This is a genomic window from Diaphorobacter oryzae DSM 22780 (assembly GCF_059568935.1).
The window spans coordinates 77257-92745 of sequence record NZ_JCANUL010000012.1; the positions used below are offsets into that span (position 1 = coordinate 77257).

The following is a 15489-nucleotide window of genomic DNA, read 5'->3' on the forward strand; positions in this document are numbered from 1 at the left end:
TTGGCTTTTTTGCGCCATGGCCCGACCCATCGCGGCGCGGGATCGCAAGGCGGACAATACGGCGATGCACGACGACAACCAGATCCAGGTTCCGCCCTCCTTCATCGCGGTGTACGGCGACGCACGCCAGCGCCTGCGCGAGCCCGTGGCGGTGGTGCGGGCACGCTACGAGCTGTGCGAGGACCTGGCCTGCCATCTGGTCGAGCAGGCCCAAATGCTCTACCACCGCGATGCGCCGTCCGAAGAGGGCGTGCTGCTGGGCATCCATGCGGGCCTGGCGGCCGAGGGCTCCATCGTCAGCCCCGGCGAGGCGCGCTGGATCGTGCTGCGCCTGGCCGAGCTGCTGGAGTGGCGCGCCCCTCTGCTGCCCGAGCCCGGCGCCACCTAGCACGCGTGCGCAGCCGCGCTACACTGCGCGCCATGCCTGCAGACTTCACTGCCTTCACACGCCACGGTGGCCCCGTGCGCCTGTGCCTGCGCAAAGCCTGCAAACCCTGGCTCGTCTGACCGGAGCCGAGGTTCCGTCCAGATGAGCGACGGAACCGGCCCGGCAGCCTCTTGACCCTCTTCCCGTATTCCAGCAGGCGCCTGCCTCTCCGCCCCTCGGTCTGGCCGTGGGAGCGTTCGGTCGTCCATCGCTTGAATCACCCGAAGGGATTTTTTCCATGTTTCTGCCCTCCTCCCCCTCGCAGGCCCGCTTTGGCGGCCTGTGGCTGCCCCTGGTCACGCCGTTTCTGGACGATGGCCAGGCCACCGTGGACCATGAGGCGCTGCGCGCCCTGGTACAGCACACCAACGGCACGGGCATCTCCGGCTATGTGGCCTGCGGCTCCACCGGCGAGGCCGCCGCTCTGAGCGAAGCCGAGCACGATGCCGTGCTGGCCACCATTCTTGGCGCGGCCCGGGGCCTGCCCGTGGTCATGGGCGTGTCGGACTGCCACCTGGGGCGTGCGCTGGCGCGCGTGCAGGCCCTCAATACCCTGCCGCTGGCCGGCATCCTGGTGCCGGCCCCGCACTACATCCGGCCGTCGCAGGCCGGCCTGCTGCAATGGTTCACGGCGATTGCCGAGCGCAGCGCCCACCCCGTCATCGTCTACGACATTCCCTACCGCACGGGCGCCGTGCTGGAACTGGCCACGCTGCGCGCGCTGGCGGCCCATGCGCGCATCGTGGCGGTCAAGGACTGCGGTGGCGATGCCAGCAAGACGCAGGCCTTGATCGCCGATGGCCGGCTGCAGGTGCTGGCCGGCGAGGATGCGCAGATCTTCGCCACGCTGGCCCTGGGCGGAACGGGGGCGATCGCCGCCAGCGCCCATGCGCACACGACGCATTTCGTGGCCCTGGTGCAGAGCCTGCAACGCGGCGACCTGCCCACGGCCCGCACGCTGTGGCAGTCTCTGCAGCCCCATGTCACGGCCTGCTTTGCCGAACCCAATCCCGCGCCGATCAAGGCCTGGCTCGCACAGCAGGGATGGATGCGGCAGGCGCTGCGCGCGCCCATGCAGCCGGCATCCGACACCCTGGCGCGGCGGCTGGCGCAGATTCAGTTGCCGCCGCTGTCGTCCGCGGGCTGCGAGGCCGCGCGCAGGTCGGCATAGCGGTTCAGGATGCGCTGCACCTGCCCGTGGGTCCACTCGCCGCCCCGGGCCGCCGCGATGCCACGCGCATTGAGCTCGGCCGCCATGGCGCGGTGGGTCAGGCCGCGCGACTGCAGCTCGGCGAACAGCGCGGCGTGCTGCTGCGCGAAGGCGTCGGCGGCCAATTTGCGCTTTTCCACCGTGGCGCGGATGTTGTCGGCGCCCGCACGGCCCAGCTGCACGCCACGGGAGCGGGCTTCGGACAGGGCCATGCGCGTGCGCGCGCTGATGGCCTGGTCCACGGGCCTGTCGGCAGCCATGGCGTTCAGCCCCCGGTGACGGGCGGGAAGAAGGCCACCTCGTCGCCTGCGCGCAACGGCGCCACGCCCTCGCACAGGGCCTGGTTCAGCGCCATGCGCACGGCGCGGCCCGGCGCCAGCACCTGGGCCTCCGCACCGCCGCGCGCGATCAACTCGTCGCGCAGCGCCCCCACGGTGGCCACCTGCGTGGACAGGGTTTCGCTGCCCGTGCCCACGGCCTCGCGGATGGAGGCGAAGTAGCGCACCGTGATCGTGATGGAAGAGGTCATGACAGCAGCTCCGCAAACGGCAGGAAGCGCACGGTGTCGCCGCGCGCGATGGTCTGGCCCGGGGGGTTGTCCACCACGCCATCGGCCCAGGCGGCCGAGGTGAGTACGCCCGAGCTTTGGTTGGTGAACAGCTCCAGCGTGCCGTCCGCCACCTGGCGCACGCGCAGGAATTCACGGCGTTTATCGCCCTTGAGCCAATCGAATCCTGCGGTAGCAGCTATTATTTTAGGAGCAACTCGCTGCACCCCCTGCAGCCGCAGCAGGAAGGGGCGCACCAGCACGCCGAAGGTGACGAAGCTGGACACCGGGTTGCCCGGCAAGCCCATGAAGTGGGCGCCGGCAATGCGGCCGTAGGCAAACGGCTTGCCGGGCTTCATGGCGATCTGCCACAGGTCCAGCGAGCCCAGGCTTTCCACCGCGGGCTTGATATGGTCCTCCTCGCCCACGGAGACGCCGCCGCTGGTGAGGATCAGGTCATGCCCCGCGCTCGCCTCGCGCAGCGCGGCCACGGTGGCGTCGCGCCGGTCGGGCACGATGCCGAAGTCGCTCACCTCGCAGCCCAGGCGCAGCAGCATGGCGCGCAGGAAGAAGCGGTTGCTGTTGTAGATGGCGCCGGGCCGCATCTGCGCGGGCGGCACGTCGCCGGGCATGACCAGTTCGTCGCCCGTGGAGAACAGCGCCACGCGCGGCCGGCGCGCCACCTGCAGTTCGGCCAGGCCGATGCTGGCGGCCAGGCCCAGCTCGGCCGGCGTCAGGCGCGTGCCGGCGGCCAGCACCTCGGCGCCCAGCCGGATGTCCTCGCCCGCGCGGCGTATCCACTGGCCCGGGGCGGGCACGGCGTTCACGCGCACGCGCTCGCCCGGCAGCGCCTCGCAGTCTTCCTGCATGACGATGGCGTCGGCCCCCGCGGGCACGGGCGCGCCCGTGAAGATGCGCGCCGCCGTGCCGGCCGCCAGCGGCGTGCCGCAGCCACCCGCGGCGATGCGCTGGGAGACTGGCAGATCCACGCCCGCGGCCGTGATGTCGGCGCGGCGCACGGCGTAGCCGTCCATGGAGCTGTTGTCGTCGGGCGGCACCTGCAGCGGCGAGCAGGCCGACTGCGCCAGCACGCGGCCATCGGCATCGAAGGTGTTGACGGTGTCCGTGCCGGCCAGGGGAATGGCCTGGGCGAGCAGCTCGGCCATGGCGTCGTCCAGGGACTTCAGGGGCGCGCGCGCTGGGGTTGTCATTGGCAGGTCTCCACGGGTTGGGGCAGGTAGTCGAAACGCGCGCCCTGCTCCACCATCCATTGCACGACGGCGCGCGGGTCGCGCAGGTCCAGCAGCGGCAGCGTGGTGGGCACGGGCAGGCGGGCCGCGTCGGTGGCCACGGCGACGAAGCAGGGATCGCCCACGTAGCACGGGGGACGCGCCTGGTAGTCGGGCGAGGGTGCGCGCCAGACCTCGATCTTGGGCAGGTCGCAGTCCTTGAAGCCTTCCACCAGCACCCAGTCCGCACGGGGGTCAAGTTCGGCCAGCAGCGCGTGCACGCTGGGCAGGCCCTCCTGCTCGAACTCGCGCATCAGCGCCATGCGCCGGTCGGAGGCCACGGCCACCTCGTAAGCGCCGGCCTCGCGGTGGCGCCAGGAGTCCTTGCCCACATGGTCGATGTCGAACCTGTGGTGCGCGTGCTTGACCACCGACACGCGCTGGCCGCGCAGGCGCAGCTCGGGAGTCAGCCGCTCCACCAGCGTGGTCTTGCCGCTGCCCGAATAGCCGGCAAAGCCAACGACCTTCATCCCGATGCTCCTTCCGCCATTACTCACATTTTGATAGCTACTAGCGCTTTATGAACAAGCGCTGCAGGCCATTTTGGTCATCAATCGCAATGGGCGGCGATGTAGGCCTTGACCCGCTCCACGTCGGCCGGCAGCACCTGCACGCGCTTGGGCAGTTGCTCGATGCCCTCGAACTTGGCCGGGCGCTGCGGCGCGCGGCCCAGGGCCTCCTGGATGGTCTCGGCGAACTTGATGGGCAGCGCCGTCTCCAGCACGATCATGGGCACGGCAGGGTCGCCGCGGTGCTCGCGCGCCACCTTCACGCCATCGGCCGTGTGGGTGTCGATGATCTGGCCGAAGCGCTCGTCGGTGTCGCGGATGGTGGCCAGGCGGTCGGCGTGCGTGCTCTTGCCGCTGACGAAGCCATACTTGGCCCGTGCGTCCTGGAACGCCGGGTCCGCCCCCAGGTCGAAGAAGCCCTGGCGCGCCACGCCCTCGGCGAACAGCTGGCGCGTGCGCTCGGCGTCCCGGCCCACCAGGTCGAACACGAAGCGCTCGAAGTTGCTGGCCTTGGAGATGTCCATGGACGGGCTGGAGGTCTCGTAGGTGTGGGCGCTGCCGCGCACCTTGTAGGCGCCGGTGCGGAAGAACTCGTCGAGCACGTCGTTCTCGTTCGTGGCCACCACGAGGCGGTCGATCGGCAGGCCCATCTGGCGCGCCACATGGCCGGCGCAGATGTTGCCGAAGTTGCCGCTGGGCACGGTGAAGCTGACCTTCTGGTCGTTCGTTTCCGTGGCCTGGATGTAGCCGGCGAAGTAGTACACCACCTGGGCCAGCAGGCGGGCCCAGTTGATGGAGTTGACGGTGCCGATCTTGTACCGGGCCTTGAAGGCGTGGTCATTGCTGACGGCCTTGACGATGTCCTGGCAGTCGTCGAACACGCCCTCGATGGCCAGGTTGTGGATGTTGGCGTCCTGCAGGCTGAACATCTGCGCCTGCTGGAAGGGGCTCATGCGGCCGTGCGGGCTGGTCATGAACACGCGCACGCCCTGCTTGCCGCGCATGGCGTATTCGGCCGCGCTGCCGGTGTCGCCGCTGGTGGCGCCCAGGATGTTGAGCTGTTCGCCGCGGCGTTGCAGCTCGTACTCGAACAGGTGGCCCAGCAGCTGCATGGCCATGTCCTTGAAGGCCAGCGTGGGGCCGTTGGACAGCGCCTCGATCCACAGGCCGTCTTCCAGATGGCGCAGCGGCACGATCTCGCCGGTGCCGAACACCTCGGCGGTGTACGTCTTCTCGCACAAGCGCTGGAGGTCAGCAGCCGGGATGTCGTCGATGTACAGCGACAGGATGCGGAACGCCAGCTCGGCATAGCCCTGCTCGTGATAGACCTTGCGCAGCACGGTCAGCTCGGCGTCGCCGATCCGGGGGTAGCGCTCGGGCAGGTACAGGCCGCCATCGGGCGCCAGGCCCTCAAGCAGGATGTCGCAGAAACGCTTGCGGTCCGGGTGGCCGCGGGTGGACAGGTACAGCATGCTCCGGGCCCCTTTAGTTCAGCTCTTCCTTGCGGATACGCGTGATGCCGGCCAGCACCGTGGGCAGGCCCTGGATCTGGGCCAGCGCGGCGTCCATGTCACCCTCGCGCGTGTCGTGCGTGAGGATGATGAGGTCGGTCTGGGTGCTGCCCTCGCCGCCCACCTCGTCGGCCTCGCGCTGCAGCACCGCGTCGATGCTGATGCCCGCGCCGGCCAGGATGCCGGTGATCTTGGCCAGCACGCCGGCCTCGTCAGCCACGCGAATGCGCAGGTAGTAGCTGGTCACGACCTCGGCCATGGGCAGCACGGGAAGCTCCTGGCCGGCCTCGCGCAGCGTGTGGCTCTGGAAGGCCAGGGGCGGCACGCGGTGGGTCGGGTCGGCCTCGATCAGGCGGGTGATGTCCACCAAGTCGGCGATCACGGCGCTGGCCGTGGGCTCGGAGCCCGCGCCCTTGCCGTAGTACAGCGTGGTGCCCACGGCGTCGCCATGCACCACGACGGCGTTCATCGCGCCCTCGACGTTGGCGATCAGGCGCTTGGCCGGGATCAGCGCGGGGTGCACGCGCAGTTCCACGCCCTTGTCGGTGCGCTTTGTGATGCCCAGCAGCTTGATGCGGTAGCCGAGCTGCTCGGCGTACTTGATGTCGGCGGCGGACAGCTTGGTGATGCCCTCCACATAGGCCTTGTCGAACTGCACCGGGATGCCGAAGGCGATGGCGCTCATGATCGTGGCCTTGTGGGCGGCGTCCACGCCCTCGATGTCGAAGGTCGGGTCGGCCTCGGCATAGCCCAGGCGCTGCGCCTCCTTCAGGACCACGTCGAAGTCCAGGCCCTTGTCGCGCATCTCGGACAGGATGAAGTTGGTCGTGCCGTTGATGATGCCGGCCACCCACTGGATCTGGTTGGCCGTCAGGCCCTCGCGCAGCGCCTTGATGATGGGAATGCCGCCGGCCACGGCCGCCTCGTAGGCCACCACCACGCCCTTCTCGGCCGCGGCCTTGAAGATCTCCGTGCCGTGCACGGCCAGCAGCGCCTTGTTGGCGGTCACCACATGCTTGCCGGCGGCAATGGCCTCCAGCACCAGCTGCTTGGCGATGCCGTAGCCGCCGATGAGCTCGACCACGATGTCAATGTCGGGGTTGGCGATCACTTCGCGGGCATCACCCACCACCTTGGCGTTGTCGCCCACGATGGAGCGCGCGCGGGCGGTGTCCAGGTCGGCCACGCAGGCAATCTCGATGCCGCGGCCCGCGCGGCGGCGAATCTCCTCCTGGTTGCGCGAAAGAACGTTGAACACGCCGCTGCCCACGGTGCCAATGCCGAGCAGGCCAACTTGGATCGGTTTCATATCAGGAATACCCGTCAAAAAGTGCTGTAGCGCTTTACCAGCAAGCGCAAAATGCTATGAAAAAATGAGTATTACGCCACCTTGGCGTGGCGCTGCCGGTAGGCGGCGAGAAAGCCCGCCAGGCGGTCGATGGCCTCGCGCAGGTCGTCCTCATGCGGCAGGAAGACGATGCGGAAATGCTGGTTGTCGGGGTAATTGAAGCCCGAGCCCTGCACCAGCATCACCCGCGTGGCGCGCAGCACTTCCATGAAGAACTGGCGGTCGTCCGCGATGGGGTACATCTCCGGGTCCAGCCGCGGGAACATGTACAGCGCGGCCTGCGGCTTGACGCAGGTGACGCCCGGAATGGCGGTGATGAGCTTGTACGCCAGGTCGCGCTGGCGGCACAGGCGCCCGCCGGGCTTGATCAGGTCGTTGATGCTCTGGTAGCCGCCCAGCGCCGTCTGGATGGCCCACTGGCCCGGCACGTTGGAGCCGAGCTTGATGTTGGCCAGCATGTTGAGGCCTTCGACGTAGTCGCGCGCCGCCGCCTTGTCGCCCGACAGCACCATCCACCCCGCGCGGAAGCCGCACGAGCGGTAGGCCTTGGACAGCGAGTTGAACGTGAGCGTGAGCACGTCGGTGGACAGGCTGGCCATGGCAGTGTGCTTCACCCCGTCGTACAGCACCTTGTCGTACACCTCGTCGGCGAACAGCACCAGGTTGTGCTCGCGCGCGATCGCGATGATGCCCCGCAGCAGCTCGTCCGAGTACAGCGCGCCCGTGGGGTTGTTGGGGTTGATGACCACGATGCCGCGCGTGCGCGGCGTGATCTTGGCGCGGATGTCCTCCAGGCTGGGCATCCAGCCATTGCTCTCGTCGCACAGGTAGTGCACAGGCTTGCCGCCGGACAGGCTGGCCGCGGCCGTCCACAGCGGGTAGTCGGGCGCGGGCACGAGCAGTTCGTCGCCGTCGTCGAGCAGCGCGTTCGTGGCCATCGTGATCAGGTCGCTGGCGCCATTGCCCAGGTAGATGTCGTCGAGCGTCACGCCCGCCACGCCCTGCTGCTGGCTGTAGTGCATGACAGCCTTGCGCGCCGCGAAAATGCCCTTGCTGTCCGAGTAGCCGGCCGAGTTGGGCAGGTTGCGGATCATGTCCTGCTGGATTTCCTCGGGCGCATCGAAGCCGAACGGGGCCAGGTTGCCGATGTTCAGCTTGATGATCTTCTGCCCCTCGTCCTCCATCTGCTTGGCCGCGTCCACGATGGGGCCCCGGACATCGTAGAGAACATTGTTGAGCTTGGCGGATTTGTGGATGGGCTTCATGCGCTGGCTATTCTGGAGAACGGGCATAAATGGGGCTGCGCCCCGCCGGGCGCGGCGCGCCTCGGTGAAACCTATAATTTGACCACAGTTCCACGCGCAGGCCCCGGCCGCCGCCCGCCCTGGCAGCGGCCCTGACACCTCTCATTTCCACGCCGCACATGAAATTCCAGCCTGAACGATCCGACGCACAGACCATCACCGCCTACGGGCCCGGCTGGATCGGCGTGGATGCGGACCGGGTGACCGCCAGCGTCATCATCGGATCGCGCGGCCAGCGCATCGCCTGGAACTGCAGCCGCTTCGAGGACCTGACCCCCGCGCACTTCGCCCAGCTGGCCGATCTGGACGCCGAGGTGGTGATCTTCGGCAGCGGCCTGCGCAACCGCTTTCCGCCGCCGGCCTGGCTACAGCCGCTGATGGCGCGGCGCATCGGCCTGGAGGCCATGGACACACAGGCAGCCTGCCGCACCTACAACATCCTGGCGGACGAGGGGCGCAACGTGGTCGCGGCCCTGCTGCTGGAAAGCGCCTAGCCGCTTTCGGACCCGCGCCACCCCGAGCCCGGCGGGCGAGCCCGTGATTCGCAGACAGGGGGGATTCGAGGTAAAATAGTCTGTTGCGGTCGGGGGCACCATGCCAAGAGTACAACCCACCCACTCCCCCGGCTTTTCATCGACTAATTCTTGAGAGATAGAAGTGCCATGGCGATCGTTGTCAACAAACCCCTTCCTGAATTTGAAGCCAACGCGACGGGCGGAATCAAGGTTTCCAACGTCTCGCACCAGGGCCAGATTCTGATCCTGTACTTCTACCCCAAGGACAACACCCCGGGCTGCACCACCGAGGCCATGCAGTTCCGCGACAAGTTCAAGGATTTCGAGAAGGCCGGCGCCGTGGTCTTCGGTGTTTCGCGCGACAACATGAAGTCCCACGACGACTTCAAGGAAAAGCTGGAACTGCCGTTCGAACTCATCGCCGACACGGAAGAGAAAATGTGCCACATGTTCGGCGTGGTCAAGAACAAGATCATGTACGGCAAGAAGGTCAAGGGCATCGAGCGCAGCACCTTCCTCGTCGGCCCCGACGGCATTCTGGTGCAGGAATGGCGCGGCCTGAAGGTACCCGGCCACGTGGACGAAGTGCTCAAGGCCGTGAAGTCGATCAAGGCGCCCGTCAAGAAAGCCGCCTGAAGTCCGTGCGGCTCTGCGCCGCCACGGCATGGGGAGCATGCATAATGGGCCAATGCTGCTGAAAAACGCAACACGCTCCCCACAACCCAAAGCCGCCTTGGTCTCCAGGCGGCTTTTTGCTTTTTGACCGCTCCTTCCCGCGAGGCCTTCCGCACCATGCCCCTGCCCCCCGCCCCGACCAAGCGCGCCGCCCTGCTCACACCGGATGCCTATCGGCTGACCGCCCCCCAGGACGAACCGCAAGAGGCCCCCGAGACCGCAACGGAAGCCGTCACCAAGGCACCGCGCAAACGCACGGCAAGCAAGACCAAGGCCAGCGACACGCCCGCTGCGAAGGTGCGCGCGACCCCCGCCAAGCCGGACAGCCTCCCCAAGCCCGCGCCAGCAGCGCCTGCGGTCACGCCGATCACCCAGGCACGCGCCCGCAAGGACAAGGACCTCGCGCCCGCCGGCGACGGCACGCAAGCCGAGCCAAGCAACGTCACGGCCATCCGCACGGCAGCCACCGCGACCCCGCACAAGCGCCGCAGCACGGGCCCGAAGAAGATGTTCGTGCTGGACACCAATGTGCTGCTGCACGATCCGACGAGCCTGTTCCGCTTCGAGGAACACGACATCTTCCTGCCGATGATCGTGCTGGAGGAACTGGACGCCCACAAGAAGGGCATGACCGAAGTCGCGCGCAACGGCCGCCAGGCCAGCCGCACGCTGGATGCGCTGGCCGCAGCCCATGGCGCCGACATGGCCAGCGGCCTGCGGCTCGACTCCACGGGCCAGCGCGCCGCCACCGGCAGCCTGTATTTCCAGACCGCGCCGCTGGATTACCAGTTGCCCTCCAGCCTGCCCCAGGGCAAGGCGGACAACCAGATCCTGGGCGTGGTGGAAGCCCTGCGCAAGTTGCAGGCGCCGCGCGAGGTAGTGCTGGTGTCCAAGGACATCAACATGCGCGTCAAGGCCCGCGCGCTGGGCCTGGCCGCCGAGGACTACCAGAACGACAAGACGCTGGAAGACGGAGACCTGCTGTACGCCGGCAGCCTGGCCCTGCCCATGGACTTCTGGACCAAGTCCGGCAAGAACGTCGAGAGCTGGCAGAGCGGCGCCCACATGTACTACCGCATCAGCGGCCCGGTGGTGCCCCAGCTCATGATCAACCAGTTCGTGTACTTCGAGGCGCCCGGCGAGCCCAGCCTCTACGCGCGCGTGACCGAGATCCGCGACAAGACGGCGGTGCTGGAAACCCTCAAGGACTACGGTTCGACCAAGAACTCCGTCTGGGGCGTGAACACCCGCAACCGCGAGCAGAACTTCGCCATGAACCTGCTCATGGACCCCGACGTGGACTTCGTGACGCTGACCGGCACGGCCGGCACCGGCAAGACGCTGATGGCGCTGGCCGCGGGCCTGACGCAGGTGCTGGACGAGCGCCGCTACACCGAGATCATCATGACCCGCGCCACGGTGAGCGTGGGCGAGGACATCGGCTTCCTGCCCGGCACCGAAGAGGAAAAGATGGGCCCCTGGATGGGCGCGCTGGACGACAACCTGGAGTTCCTGGCCAAGGGCGACGGCGGCAACGCGGGCGAATGGGGGCGCGCGGCCACCAACGAGCTGATCCGCAGCCGCATCAAAATCAAGAGCATGAACTTCATGCGTGGCCGTACGTTCCTGAACAAGTACGTGATCATCGACGAGGCGCAGAACCTGACGCCCAAACAGATGAAGACGCTGATCACCCGCGCCGGCCCGGGCACCAAGATCATCTGCATGGGCAACCTGGCGCAGATCGACACGCCCTACCTCACCGAGGGCTCGTCGGGCCTGACCTATGCCGTGGACCGCTTCAAGGGCTGGCCGCACAGCGGCCACATCACGCTGGCGCGCGGCGAGCGCTCGCGCCTGGCGGATTTCGCCAGCGAGGTGCTTTGATGGCCGTGGGGTGGATGTCCGCGCTGAAGCTCGTGCCCTGGGGCCAGGTGATCGAAGCCACACCCCAGATCGCACAGGCTGCGCGCAAGCTCATCAACAGCACGGGCAAGGCACAGGCCGCCCCGCCGCAGACACCCCACCGCGATGGCACGGCAGAGCAGCTGGCCGCACTGCAGGGCCGCCTGGCGCTGCTGGAGGAGGATCAGCACGCCTCGGCCGCACTGATCCAGTCGCTGGCCGAGCAGAACGCGCAGCTGGTGCGGGCCGTGGATGGACTGCGCCGGCGCAGCGTGCAGCTGCTGCTGGCCTGCTGCGGACTGGGTGTCTGCACGCTGGCGCTGCTGGCCTGGGCCATGTCGCGCTGAACGCCATCTTTTGCTATTAAATTTATAGCTGACAGCGCTTACCCATCAAGCGCCAAGAGCCGATTTAACCCTTAATAGTCATCCCCGGCGCCCATGGCGAGGTTCTCGAAGCGCGTCTGGTTCTTCTGGAAGAACAACTTCACCGTACCCGTGGGGCCGTTACGCTGCTTGCCGATGATGACCTCGGCGATGTTGGGCTCGTTGGATTCCTTGTTGTAGTAGTCGTCGCGGTAAATGAACATGATGATGTCCGCGTCCTGCTCGATGGCGCCCGATTCGCGCAGGTCGGACATCATGGGGCGCTTGTCGGTGCGCTGCTCCACCGAACGGTTGAGCTGCGAGAGCGCGATCACCGGGCACTCCAGCTCCTTGGCCAGCATCTTCAGGCCCCGCGAGATTTCTCCCAGCTCGGTGGCCCGGTTGTCCGAACTGGATCCGCCCGAACCGCTCATCAGCTGCAGGTAGTCCACCACGATCAGCCCCAGCTTGCCGCATTGGCGCGCCAGACGACGCGCATTGGCGCGCAGCTCCGTGGGGGAAAGCCCCGGTGTCTCGTCAATGTGCAGGCTGACCGTGCGCAGGCGCTCGATGGCCTCCGTCAGGCGCGGCCACTCCTCGTCCGACAGCTTGCCCGTGCGCAGGTTGCCCTGGTTAACGCGGCCGATGGAGCCCACGATACGCACCGCCAGTTGCGCCGCACCCATTTCCATGGAGAAGATGGCCACGGGCAGCCCCTCGTTGAGGGCCACATGCTCCGCGATGTTCACCGCAAAAGACGTCTTGCCCATGGAGGGACGCGCCGCCAGCACCACCAGGTCGCCCGCCTGCAGACCACTGGTCATGCGGTCCAGATCCGCGAACCCGGTCGGCACGCCCGTCACATCCATGGGGTTGTCCGCCATCTCCTGCACCCTGTCCAGCAGGTCGATGACCAGCGAGTCCAGCGACTGGAAACCCTGCTTGTTGCGCGAGCTTTCCTCCCCGATGGCAAAGAACTTGGCCTCGGCCTCATCCAGAATGCTCTCCACCGCCCGCCCCTGCGGATTGAAGGCGGAGGTGGCGATTTCGTCGCTCACCGTTACCAGCTTGCGCAAGATGGCACGCTCGCGCACGATCTCCGCGTACCGGCGGATGTTGCTCGCGCTCGGCACATACTGCGCCAGGGTGTTCAGGTACGGCAACCCGCCCGTTTCCTCGGCCTTGCCCAGGGACTGCAGCCGCTCGTACACCGTGATCACGTCGGCGGGCTTGCTTGCATTGGACAGCACGGCAATCGCCGCGAAGATCTGCTGGTGCTCGTAGCGGTAGAAGTCCCCCTCCTTCAAGAGATCGCTGACGCGCTCCCACGCCATGTTGTCGAGCAGCAGGCCACCCAGCACGGAAGACTCCGCCTCGATAGAGTGCGGAGGCACCCGCAGCTGGGCCACTTCACGGTCTGGAATGGCTGCGGCATAGCCGTCATCGGGAACAGGCAAAACGGCGGACATGGGTCGGCGACTTTCGGGAAAAGGGGCGGGCAATACTAGCGTTCACGGGCACGCCCGTCACTGCACAACTCTGTGGATAAGGAGTGCACAGGCCGTGGGCGAGCCGTGCACAACCGGCCTGAGAGGCAAAAAACAAAAGCCGCCCGAAGGCGGCTTTTGTGCGGCGTGAGCCAGATCGCGTGGCGATCAGGCAGTTTCGCCGTAGACGGACACGGTCACTTCGACGGCCACGTCGGTGTGCAGAGCCACCACGACGGTGTTGTCGCTCACGGTCTTGATGGGACCGTTGGGCAGACGGATCTGCGACTTGACCACTCCGTAGCCTTGCTTGTTCAGCTCTTCGGCGATGTCGTGGTTGGTCACGGAGCCGAACAGGCGGCCGTCAACGCCGGCCTTCTGCGTCAGCTTGAACGTGGTACCGGCCAGCTTCTCACCTTGTGCCTGGGCAGCAGCCAGCTTTTCGGCGGCAGCCTTTTCGAGTTCGGCGCGCTTGGCTTCGAACTCGGCCTTGGCGGCTTCGGTGGCGCGGCGTGCACGGCCGGTGGGGATCAGGAAATTGCGGGCGTAACCGTCCTTGACCCGGACGATTTCGCCGAGGTTGCCGAGGTTCACGACCTTGTCGAGCAGGATGACTTGCATGGGAATCGTGCTCCTTAGATCTTGTGCTGGTCGCTGTAGGGCAACATGGCCAGGAAGCGGGCGCGCTTGATGGCTGTGTTGAGCTGGCGCTGGTAGATGGCGCGCGTGCCGGTCAGGCGCGCGGGGATGATCTTGCCGTTCTCAGCGATGAAATCGCGCAGGGTATCGACATCCTTGTAGTCGATTTCTTCGACGCCGGCGACCGTGAAGCGGCAGAAGCGCTTGCGCTTGAACAGCAGCGACTGGGTGTTGCGCTTCGGGCGCTTGTCTTTGTTGAATTTCTTGAACGTGGCCATTTATCAAGCCTCTTGAGAATTAATCTTGTTGACGAATATCCTGGATATGGAACACCAAACCCTTGCCGCCGCGCCCCGTGGCCAGAAACCCCTGGAAGATCCAGAGGCTTCCCATGGCCTGCCGGGCCAGCCGCTCTGCGAGCGCACCAAAAGCCACCGCCTTGACGCTGGCCCTGACCTGCCGCTGTGCGCCTGCCTCTTGCTGCAGCGACTCATGCTCAAGCCGCAAATCCAGCGCTGGCAGGCCGGCGGGCGTGTAACGCAGGGGCTGTGCCTCGGCGATACAGGCCGTCAGGGTGCATTGGTTGTTCACATCTCCTGGCAATCAGGCTGGGCGATCAGCGCTCGTTCGCAGCGGCGAACTCGGCCTGGCTGGCCTTGCGGGCTTCTTCGCGCTCGACGGTCTTCATCATCGAGGAAGCGCCGGTCTCGGCCTTCTTCTTTTGCACCGTCAGGTGGCGCAGCACGGCGTCGTTGAACTTGAAGGCGTGCTCCAGTTCAGCCATCACAGCCTGGTCGGCTTCGATGTTCAGGCACAGGTAGTGGGCCTTGGCCAGCTTGTTGATCAGGTACGCCAGTTGACGGCGGCCCCAGTCTTCCACGCGGTGCACTTGGCCACCGCCGGCGGTGATCATGCCCTTGTAGCGCTCCAGCATGGCCGGAACCTGCTCGCTCTGATCCGGATGGATCAACAAAATGATTTCGTAGTGACGCATGCAAACTCCTTTTGGATGACACCACCCGCCGCGTCGTGTAGCAGTGTGGCAAGGCAAAGCGCGAAATTATAGCCTCGCTCGCGCAGCTTGTACACTGCAGTCTGCGCGCTTCGGCAGCCCACCCATGCCAAAGCCAGCAAATGGCGACGGATGCGGCTTTTTTGCTTGAAATCCCCGAACCTGCACCCAAGTGCCGCGCGTACCCATTCCAAATTTCAACCGTAGCCGACATGTCCGACATCCAGAACCCCGCCCCCGAAGAGATCGAAGCCGCGATGGCCGCCAATGCCGCCGACGAACTGGCCCGCCTGCAGGGCGAGCTGGCCGAACTCAAGGCCAAGAGCACCGACCTGGCCGACCAGTTCCTGCGCGCCAAGGCCGAGGCCGAGAACGCCCGTCGCCGCGCCGATGAAGAAGTATCCAAGGCGCGCAAATTCGGCATCGAGAGCTTTGCCGAGAGCCTGCTGCCCGTGTGCGACAGCCTGGACGCCGCCCTGTCCATCGAGAACGCAACGGCCGAGCAGCTGCGCGAAGGCTCGGACGCCACGCTGCGCCAGCTGCTGTCGGCCCTGGAGCGCAACAAGGTGGTGGTCGTGAACCCCGCCGCGGGAACGAAGTTCGACCCGCACCAGCACCAGGCCATCAGCATGGTGCCCGCCGAGCAGGAGGCCAACACCGTCGTCTCCGTGCTGCAAAAGGGCTACCTGATCGCCGACCGCGTGCTGCGCCCGGCCCTGGTCACCGTGGCCGCCCCCAAGTAATAA

General features: G+C 66.8%; 19 protein-coding genes. 7 read left to right on the forward strand and 12 right to left on the reverse strand.

Features of this window, described 5'->3' with window-relative positions; genetic code table 11:
- The first annotated feature begins 64 nt into the window (after positions 1 to 64).
- Together BP68_RS16185 and dapA are read left to right on the forward strand one after the other, a co-directional pair.
- On the forward strand, positions 65 to 388 hold the full coding sequence (locus tag BP68_RS16185) for a hypothetical protein (protein ID WP_496373718.1): 324 nt from the start codon (positions 65 to 67) through the stop codon (positions 386 to 388).
- A gap of 277 nt (positions 389 to 665) precedes the next feature.
- Complete coding sequence (gene dapA, locus BP68_RS16190; protein WP_496373617.1) at positions 666 to 1598, forward strand: 4-hydroxy-tetrahydrodipicolinate synthase; 933 nt, start codon at positions 666 to 668, stop codon at positions 1596 to 1598.
- Here the strand turns inward: dapA and BP68_RS16195 are convergent.
- The 7 genes from BP68_RS16195 to BP68_RS16225 all read right to left on the reverse strand — a co-directional run bounded on the left by BP68_RS16195 (position 1544) and on the right by BP68_RS16225 (position 8106).
- Positions 1544 to 1897, reverse strand: a complete 354-nt coding sequence (locus BP68_RS16195) for a recombinase family protein (protein ID WP_496373619.1) — start codon at positions 1895 to 1897, stop codon at positions 1544 to 1546. The genes dapA and BP68_RS16195 overlap by 55 nt on opposite strands.
- Before the next feature lie 5 nt (positions 1898 to 1902).
- Positions 1903 to 2166, reverse strand: coding sequence for a molybdopterin converting factor subunit 1 (gene moaD / locus BP68_RS16200; RefSeq protein WP_496373621.1), 264 nt, complete (start codon positions 2164 to 2166; stop codon positions 1903 to 1905).
- On the reverse strand, positions 2163 to 3395 hold the full coding sequence (locus tag BP68_RS16205) for a molybdopterin molybdotransferase MoeA (RefSeq protein WP_496373623.1): 1233 nt from the start codon (positions 3393 to 3395) through the stop codon (positions 2163 to 2165). The genes moaD and BP68_RS16205 overlap by 4 nt, the downstream gene beginning before the upstream one ends.
- On the reverse strand, positions 3392 to 3943 hold the full coding sequence (gene mobB, locus BP68_RS16210; RefSeq protein ID WP_496373625.1) for a molybdopterin-guanine dinucleotide biosynthesis protein B: 552 nt from the start codon (positions 3941 to 3943) through the stop codon (positions 3392 to 3394). The genes BP68_RS16205 and mobB overlap by 4 nt, the downstream gene beginning before the upstream one ends.
- An 80-nt stretch (positions 3944 to 4023) precedes the next feature.
- Positions 4024 to 5454, reverse strand: coding sequence for a threonine synthase (gene thrC / locus BP68_RS16215; RefSeq protein ID WP_496373627.1), 1431 nt, complete (start codon positions 5452 to 5454; stop codon positions 4024 to 4026).
- A gap of 13 nt (positions 5455 to 5467) precedes the next feature.
- Positions 5468 to 6802, reverse strand: a complete 1335-nt coding sequence (locus BP68_RS16220) for a homoserine dehydrogenase (protein WP_496373629.1) — start codon at positions 6800 to 6802, stop codon at positions 5468 to 5470.
- Positions 6803 to 6873: 71 nt separating this feature from the next.
- The gene (locus tag BP68_RS16225; protein WP_496373631.1) at positions 6874 to 8106 is read right to left on the reverse strand and encodes a pyridoxal phosphate-dependent aminotransferase; all 1233 of its coding nucleotides are present in this window, start codon (positions 8104 to 8106) and stop codon (positions 6874 to 6876) included.
- A 158-nt stretch (positions 8107 to 8264) separates the two neighbouring features.
- Between BP68_RS16225 and BP68_RS16230 the strand changes: the two genes are divergently transcribed.
- The 4 genes from BP68_RS16230 (at position 8265) to BP68_RS16245 (ending at position 11587) form a co-directional block, all read left to right on the forward strand.
- Complete coding sequence (locus tag BP68_RS16230) at positions 8265 to 8639, forward strand: Mth938-like domain-containing protein (protein WP_496373633.1); 375 nt, start codon at positions 8265 to 8267, stop codon at positions 8637 to 8639.
- A 168-nt stretch (positions 8640 to 8807) separates the two neighbouring features.
- Positions 8808 to 9296, forward strand: a complete 489-nt coding sequence (locus BP68_RS16235) for a peroxiredoxin (RefSeq protein WP_496373635.1) — start codon at positions 8808 to 8810, stop codon at positions 9294 to 9296.
- Positions 9297 to 9452: 156 nt separating this feature from the next.
- Positions 9453 to 11222, forward strand: coding sequence for a PhoH family protein (locus tag BP68_RS16240; protein ID WP_496373637.1), 1770 nt, complete (start codon positions 9453 to 9455; stop codon positions 11220 to 11222).
- Complete coding sequence (locus tag BP68_RS16245) at positions 11222 to 11587, forward strand: hypothetical protein (protein WP_496373639.1); 366 nt, start codon at positions 11222 to 11224, stop codon at positions 11585 to 11587. Before BP68_RS16240 ends, BP68_RS16245 begins: the two co-directional genes overlap by 1 nt.
- Before the next feature lie 71 nt (positions 11588 to 11658).
- Here BP68_RS16245 and dnaB read toward each other — a convergent pair whose 3' ends face one another.
- The 5 genes from dnaB to rpsF all read right to left on the reverse strand — a co-directional run bounded on the left by dnaB (position 11659) and on the right by rpsF (position 14725).
- Complete coding sequence (gene dnaB / locus BP68_RS16250; protein ID WP_496373641.1) at positions 11659 to 13074, reverse strand: replicative DNA helicase; 1416 nt, start codon at positions 13072 to 13074, stop codon at positions 11659 to 11661.
- 186 nt (positions 13075 to 13260) lie between these two features.
- A complete protein-coding gene (gene rplI / locus BP68_RS16255) occupies positions 13261 to 13713 on the reverse strand; it encodes a 50S ribosomal protein L9 (RefSeq protein WP_496373643.1) in 453 nt (150 codons plus the stop codon).
- A 14-nt stretch (positions 13714 to 13727) separates the two neighbouring features.
- Positions 13728 to 14009: a 30S ribosomal protein S18 gene (rpsR, locus tag BP68_RS16260; RefSeq protein ID WP_054255839.1), complete on the reverse strand. Its 282-nt coding sequence runs from the start codon at positions 14007 to 14009 to the stop codon at positions 13728 to 13730.
- Between the two features lie 19 nt (positions 14010 to 14028).
- On the reverse strand, positions 14029 to 14322 hold the full coding sequence (gene priB, locus BP68_RS16265) for a primosomal replication protein N (RefSeq protein ID WP_496373646.1): 294 nt from the start codon (positions 14320 to 14322) through the stop codon (positions 14029 to 14031).
- A gap of 25 nt (positions 14323 to 14347) precedes the next feature.
- Positions 14348 to 14725, reverse strand: coding sequence for a 30S ribosomal protein S6 (gene rpsF, locus BP68_RS16270; RefSeq protein ID WP_496373648.1), 378 nt, complete (start codon positions 14723 to 14725; stop codon positions 14348 to 14350).
- 230 nt (positions 14726 to 14955) lie between these two features.
- Between rpsF and grpE the strand changes: the two genes are divergently transcribed.
- The gene (gene grpE / locus BP68_RS16275; protein ID WP_496373650.1) at positions 14956 to 15486 is read left to right on the forward strand and encodes a nucleotide exchange factor GrpE; all 531 of its coding nucleotides are present in this window, start codon (positions 14956 to 14958) and stop codon (positions 15484 to 15486) included.
- Positions 15487 to 15489 lie beyond the last annotated feature (3 nt).

Excerpts from the sequence above, each read along its gene's own strand:
- BP68_RS16235 (WP_496373635.1), top strand. The coding sequence starts at position 8,808 with ATGGCGATCGTTGTCAACAAACCCCTTCCTGAATTTGAAGCCAACGCG.
- BP68_RS16185 (WP_496373718.1), top strand. The coding sequence starts at position 65 with ATGCACGACGACAACCAGATCCAGGTTCCGCCCTCCTTCATCGCGGTG.
- BP68_RS16220 (WP_496373629.1), bottom strand. The coding sequence starts at position 6,802 with ATGAAACCGATCCAAGTTGGCCTGCTCGGCATTGGCACCGTGGGCAGC.
- rpsF (WP_496373648.1), bottom strand. The coding sequence starts at position 14,725 with ATGCGTCACTACGAAATCATTTTGTTGATCCATCCGGATCAGAGCGAG.
- BP68_RS16240 (WP_496373637.1), top strand. The coding sequence starts at position 9,453 with ATGCCCCTGCCCCCCGCCCCGACCAAGCGCGCCGCCCTGCTCACACCG.
- BP68_RS16230 (WP_496373633.1), top strand. The coding sequence starts at position 8,265 with ATGAAATTCCAGCCTGAACGATCCGACGCACAGACCATCACCGCCTAC.
- thrC (WP_496373627.1), bottom strand. The coding sequence starts at position 5,454 with ATGCTGTACCTGTCCACCCGCGGCCACCCGGACCGCAAGCGTTTCTGC.
- BP68_RS16225 (WP_496373631.1), bottom strand. The coding sequence starts at position 8,106 with ATGAAGCCCATCCACAAATCCGCCAAGCTCAACAATGTTCTCTACGAT.
- BP68_RS16195 (WP_496373619.1), bottom strand. The coding sequence starts at position 1,897 with ATGGCTGCCGACAGGCCCGTGGACCAGGCCATCAGCGCGCGCACGCGC.
- moaD (WP_496373621.1), bottom strand. The coding sequence starts at position 2,166 with ATGACCTCTTCCATCACGATCACGGTGCGCTACTTCGCCTCCATCCGC.
- grpE (WP_496373650.1), top strand. The coding sequence starts at position 14,956 with ATGTCCGACATCCAGAACCCCGCCCCCGAAGAGATCGAAGCCGCGATG.
- mobB (WP_496373625.1), bottom strand. The coding sequence starts at position 3,943 with ATGAAGGTCGTTGGCTTTGCCGGCTATTCGGGCAGCGGCAAGACCACG.
- BP68_RS16205 (WP_496373623.1), bottom strand. The coding sequence starts at position 3,395 with ATGACAACCCCAGCGCGCGCGCCCCTGAAGTCCCTGGACGACGCCATG.
- dapA (WP_496373617.1), top strand. The coding sequence starts at position 666 with ATGTTTCTGCCCTCCTCCCCCTCGCAGGCCCGCTTTGGCGGCCTGTGG.
- dnaB (WP_496373641.1), bottom strand. The coding sequence starts at position 13,074 with ATGTCCGCCGTTTTGCCTGTTCCCGATGACGGCTATGCCGCAGCCATT.
- rpsR (WP_054255839.1), bottom strand. The coding sequence starts at position 14,009 with ATGGCCACGTTCAAGAAATTCAACAAAGACAAGCGCCCGAAGCGCAAC.
- BP68_RS16245 (WP_496373639.1), top strand. The coding sequence starts at position 11,222 with ATGGCCGTGGGGTGGATGTCCGCGCTGAAGCTCGTGCCCTGGGGCCAG.
- rplI (WP_496373643.1), bottom strand. The coding sequence starts at position 13,713 with ATGCAAGTCATCCTGCTCGACAAGGTCGTGAACCTCGGCAACCTCGGC.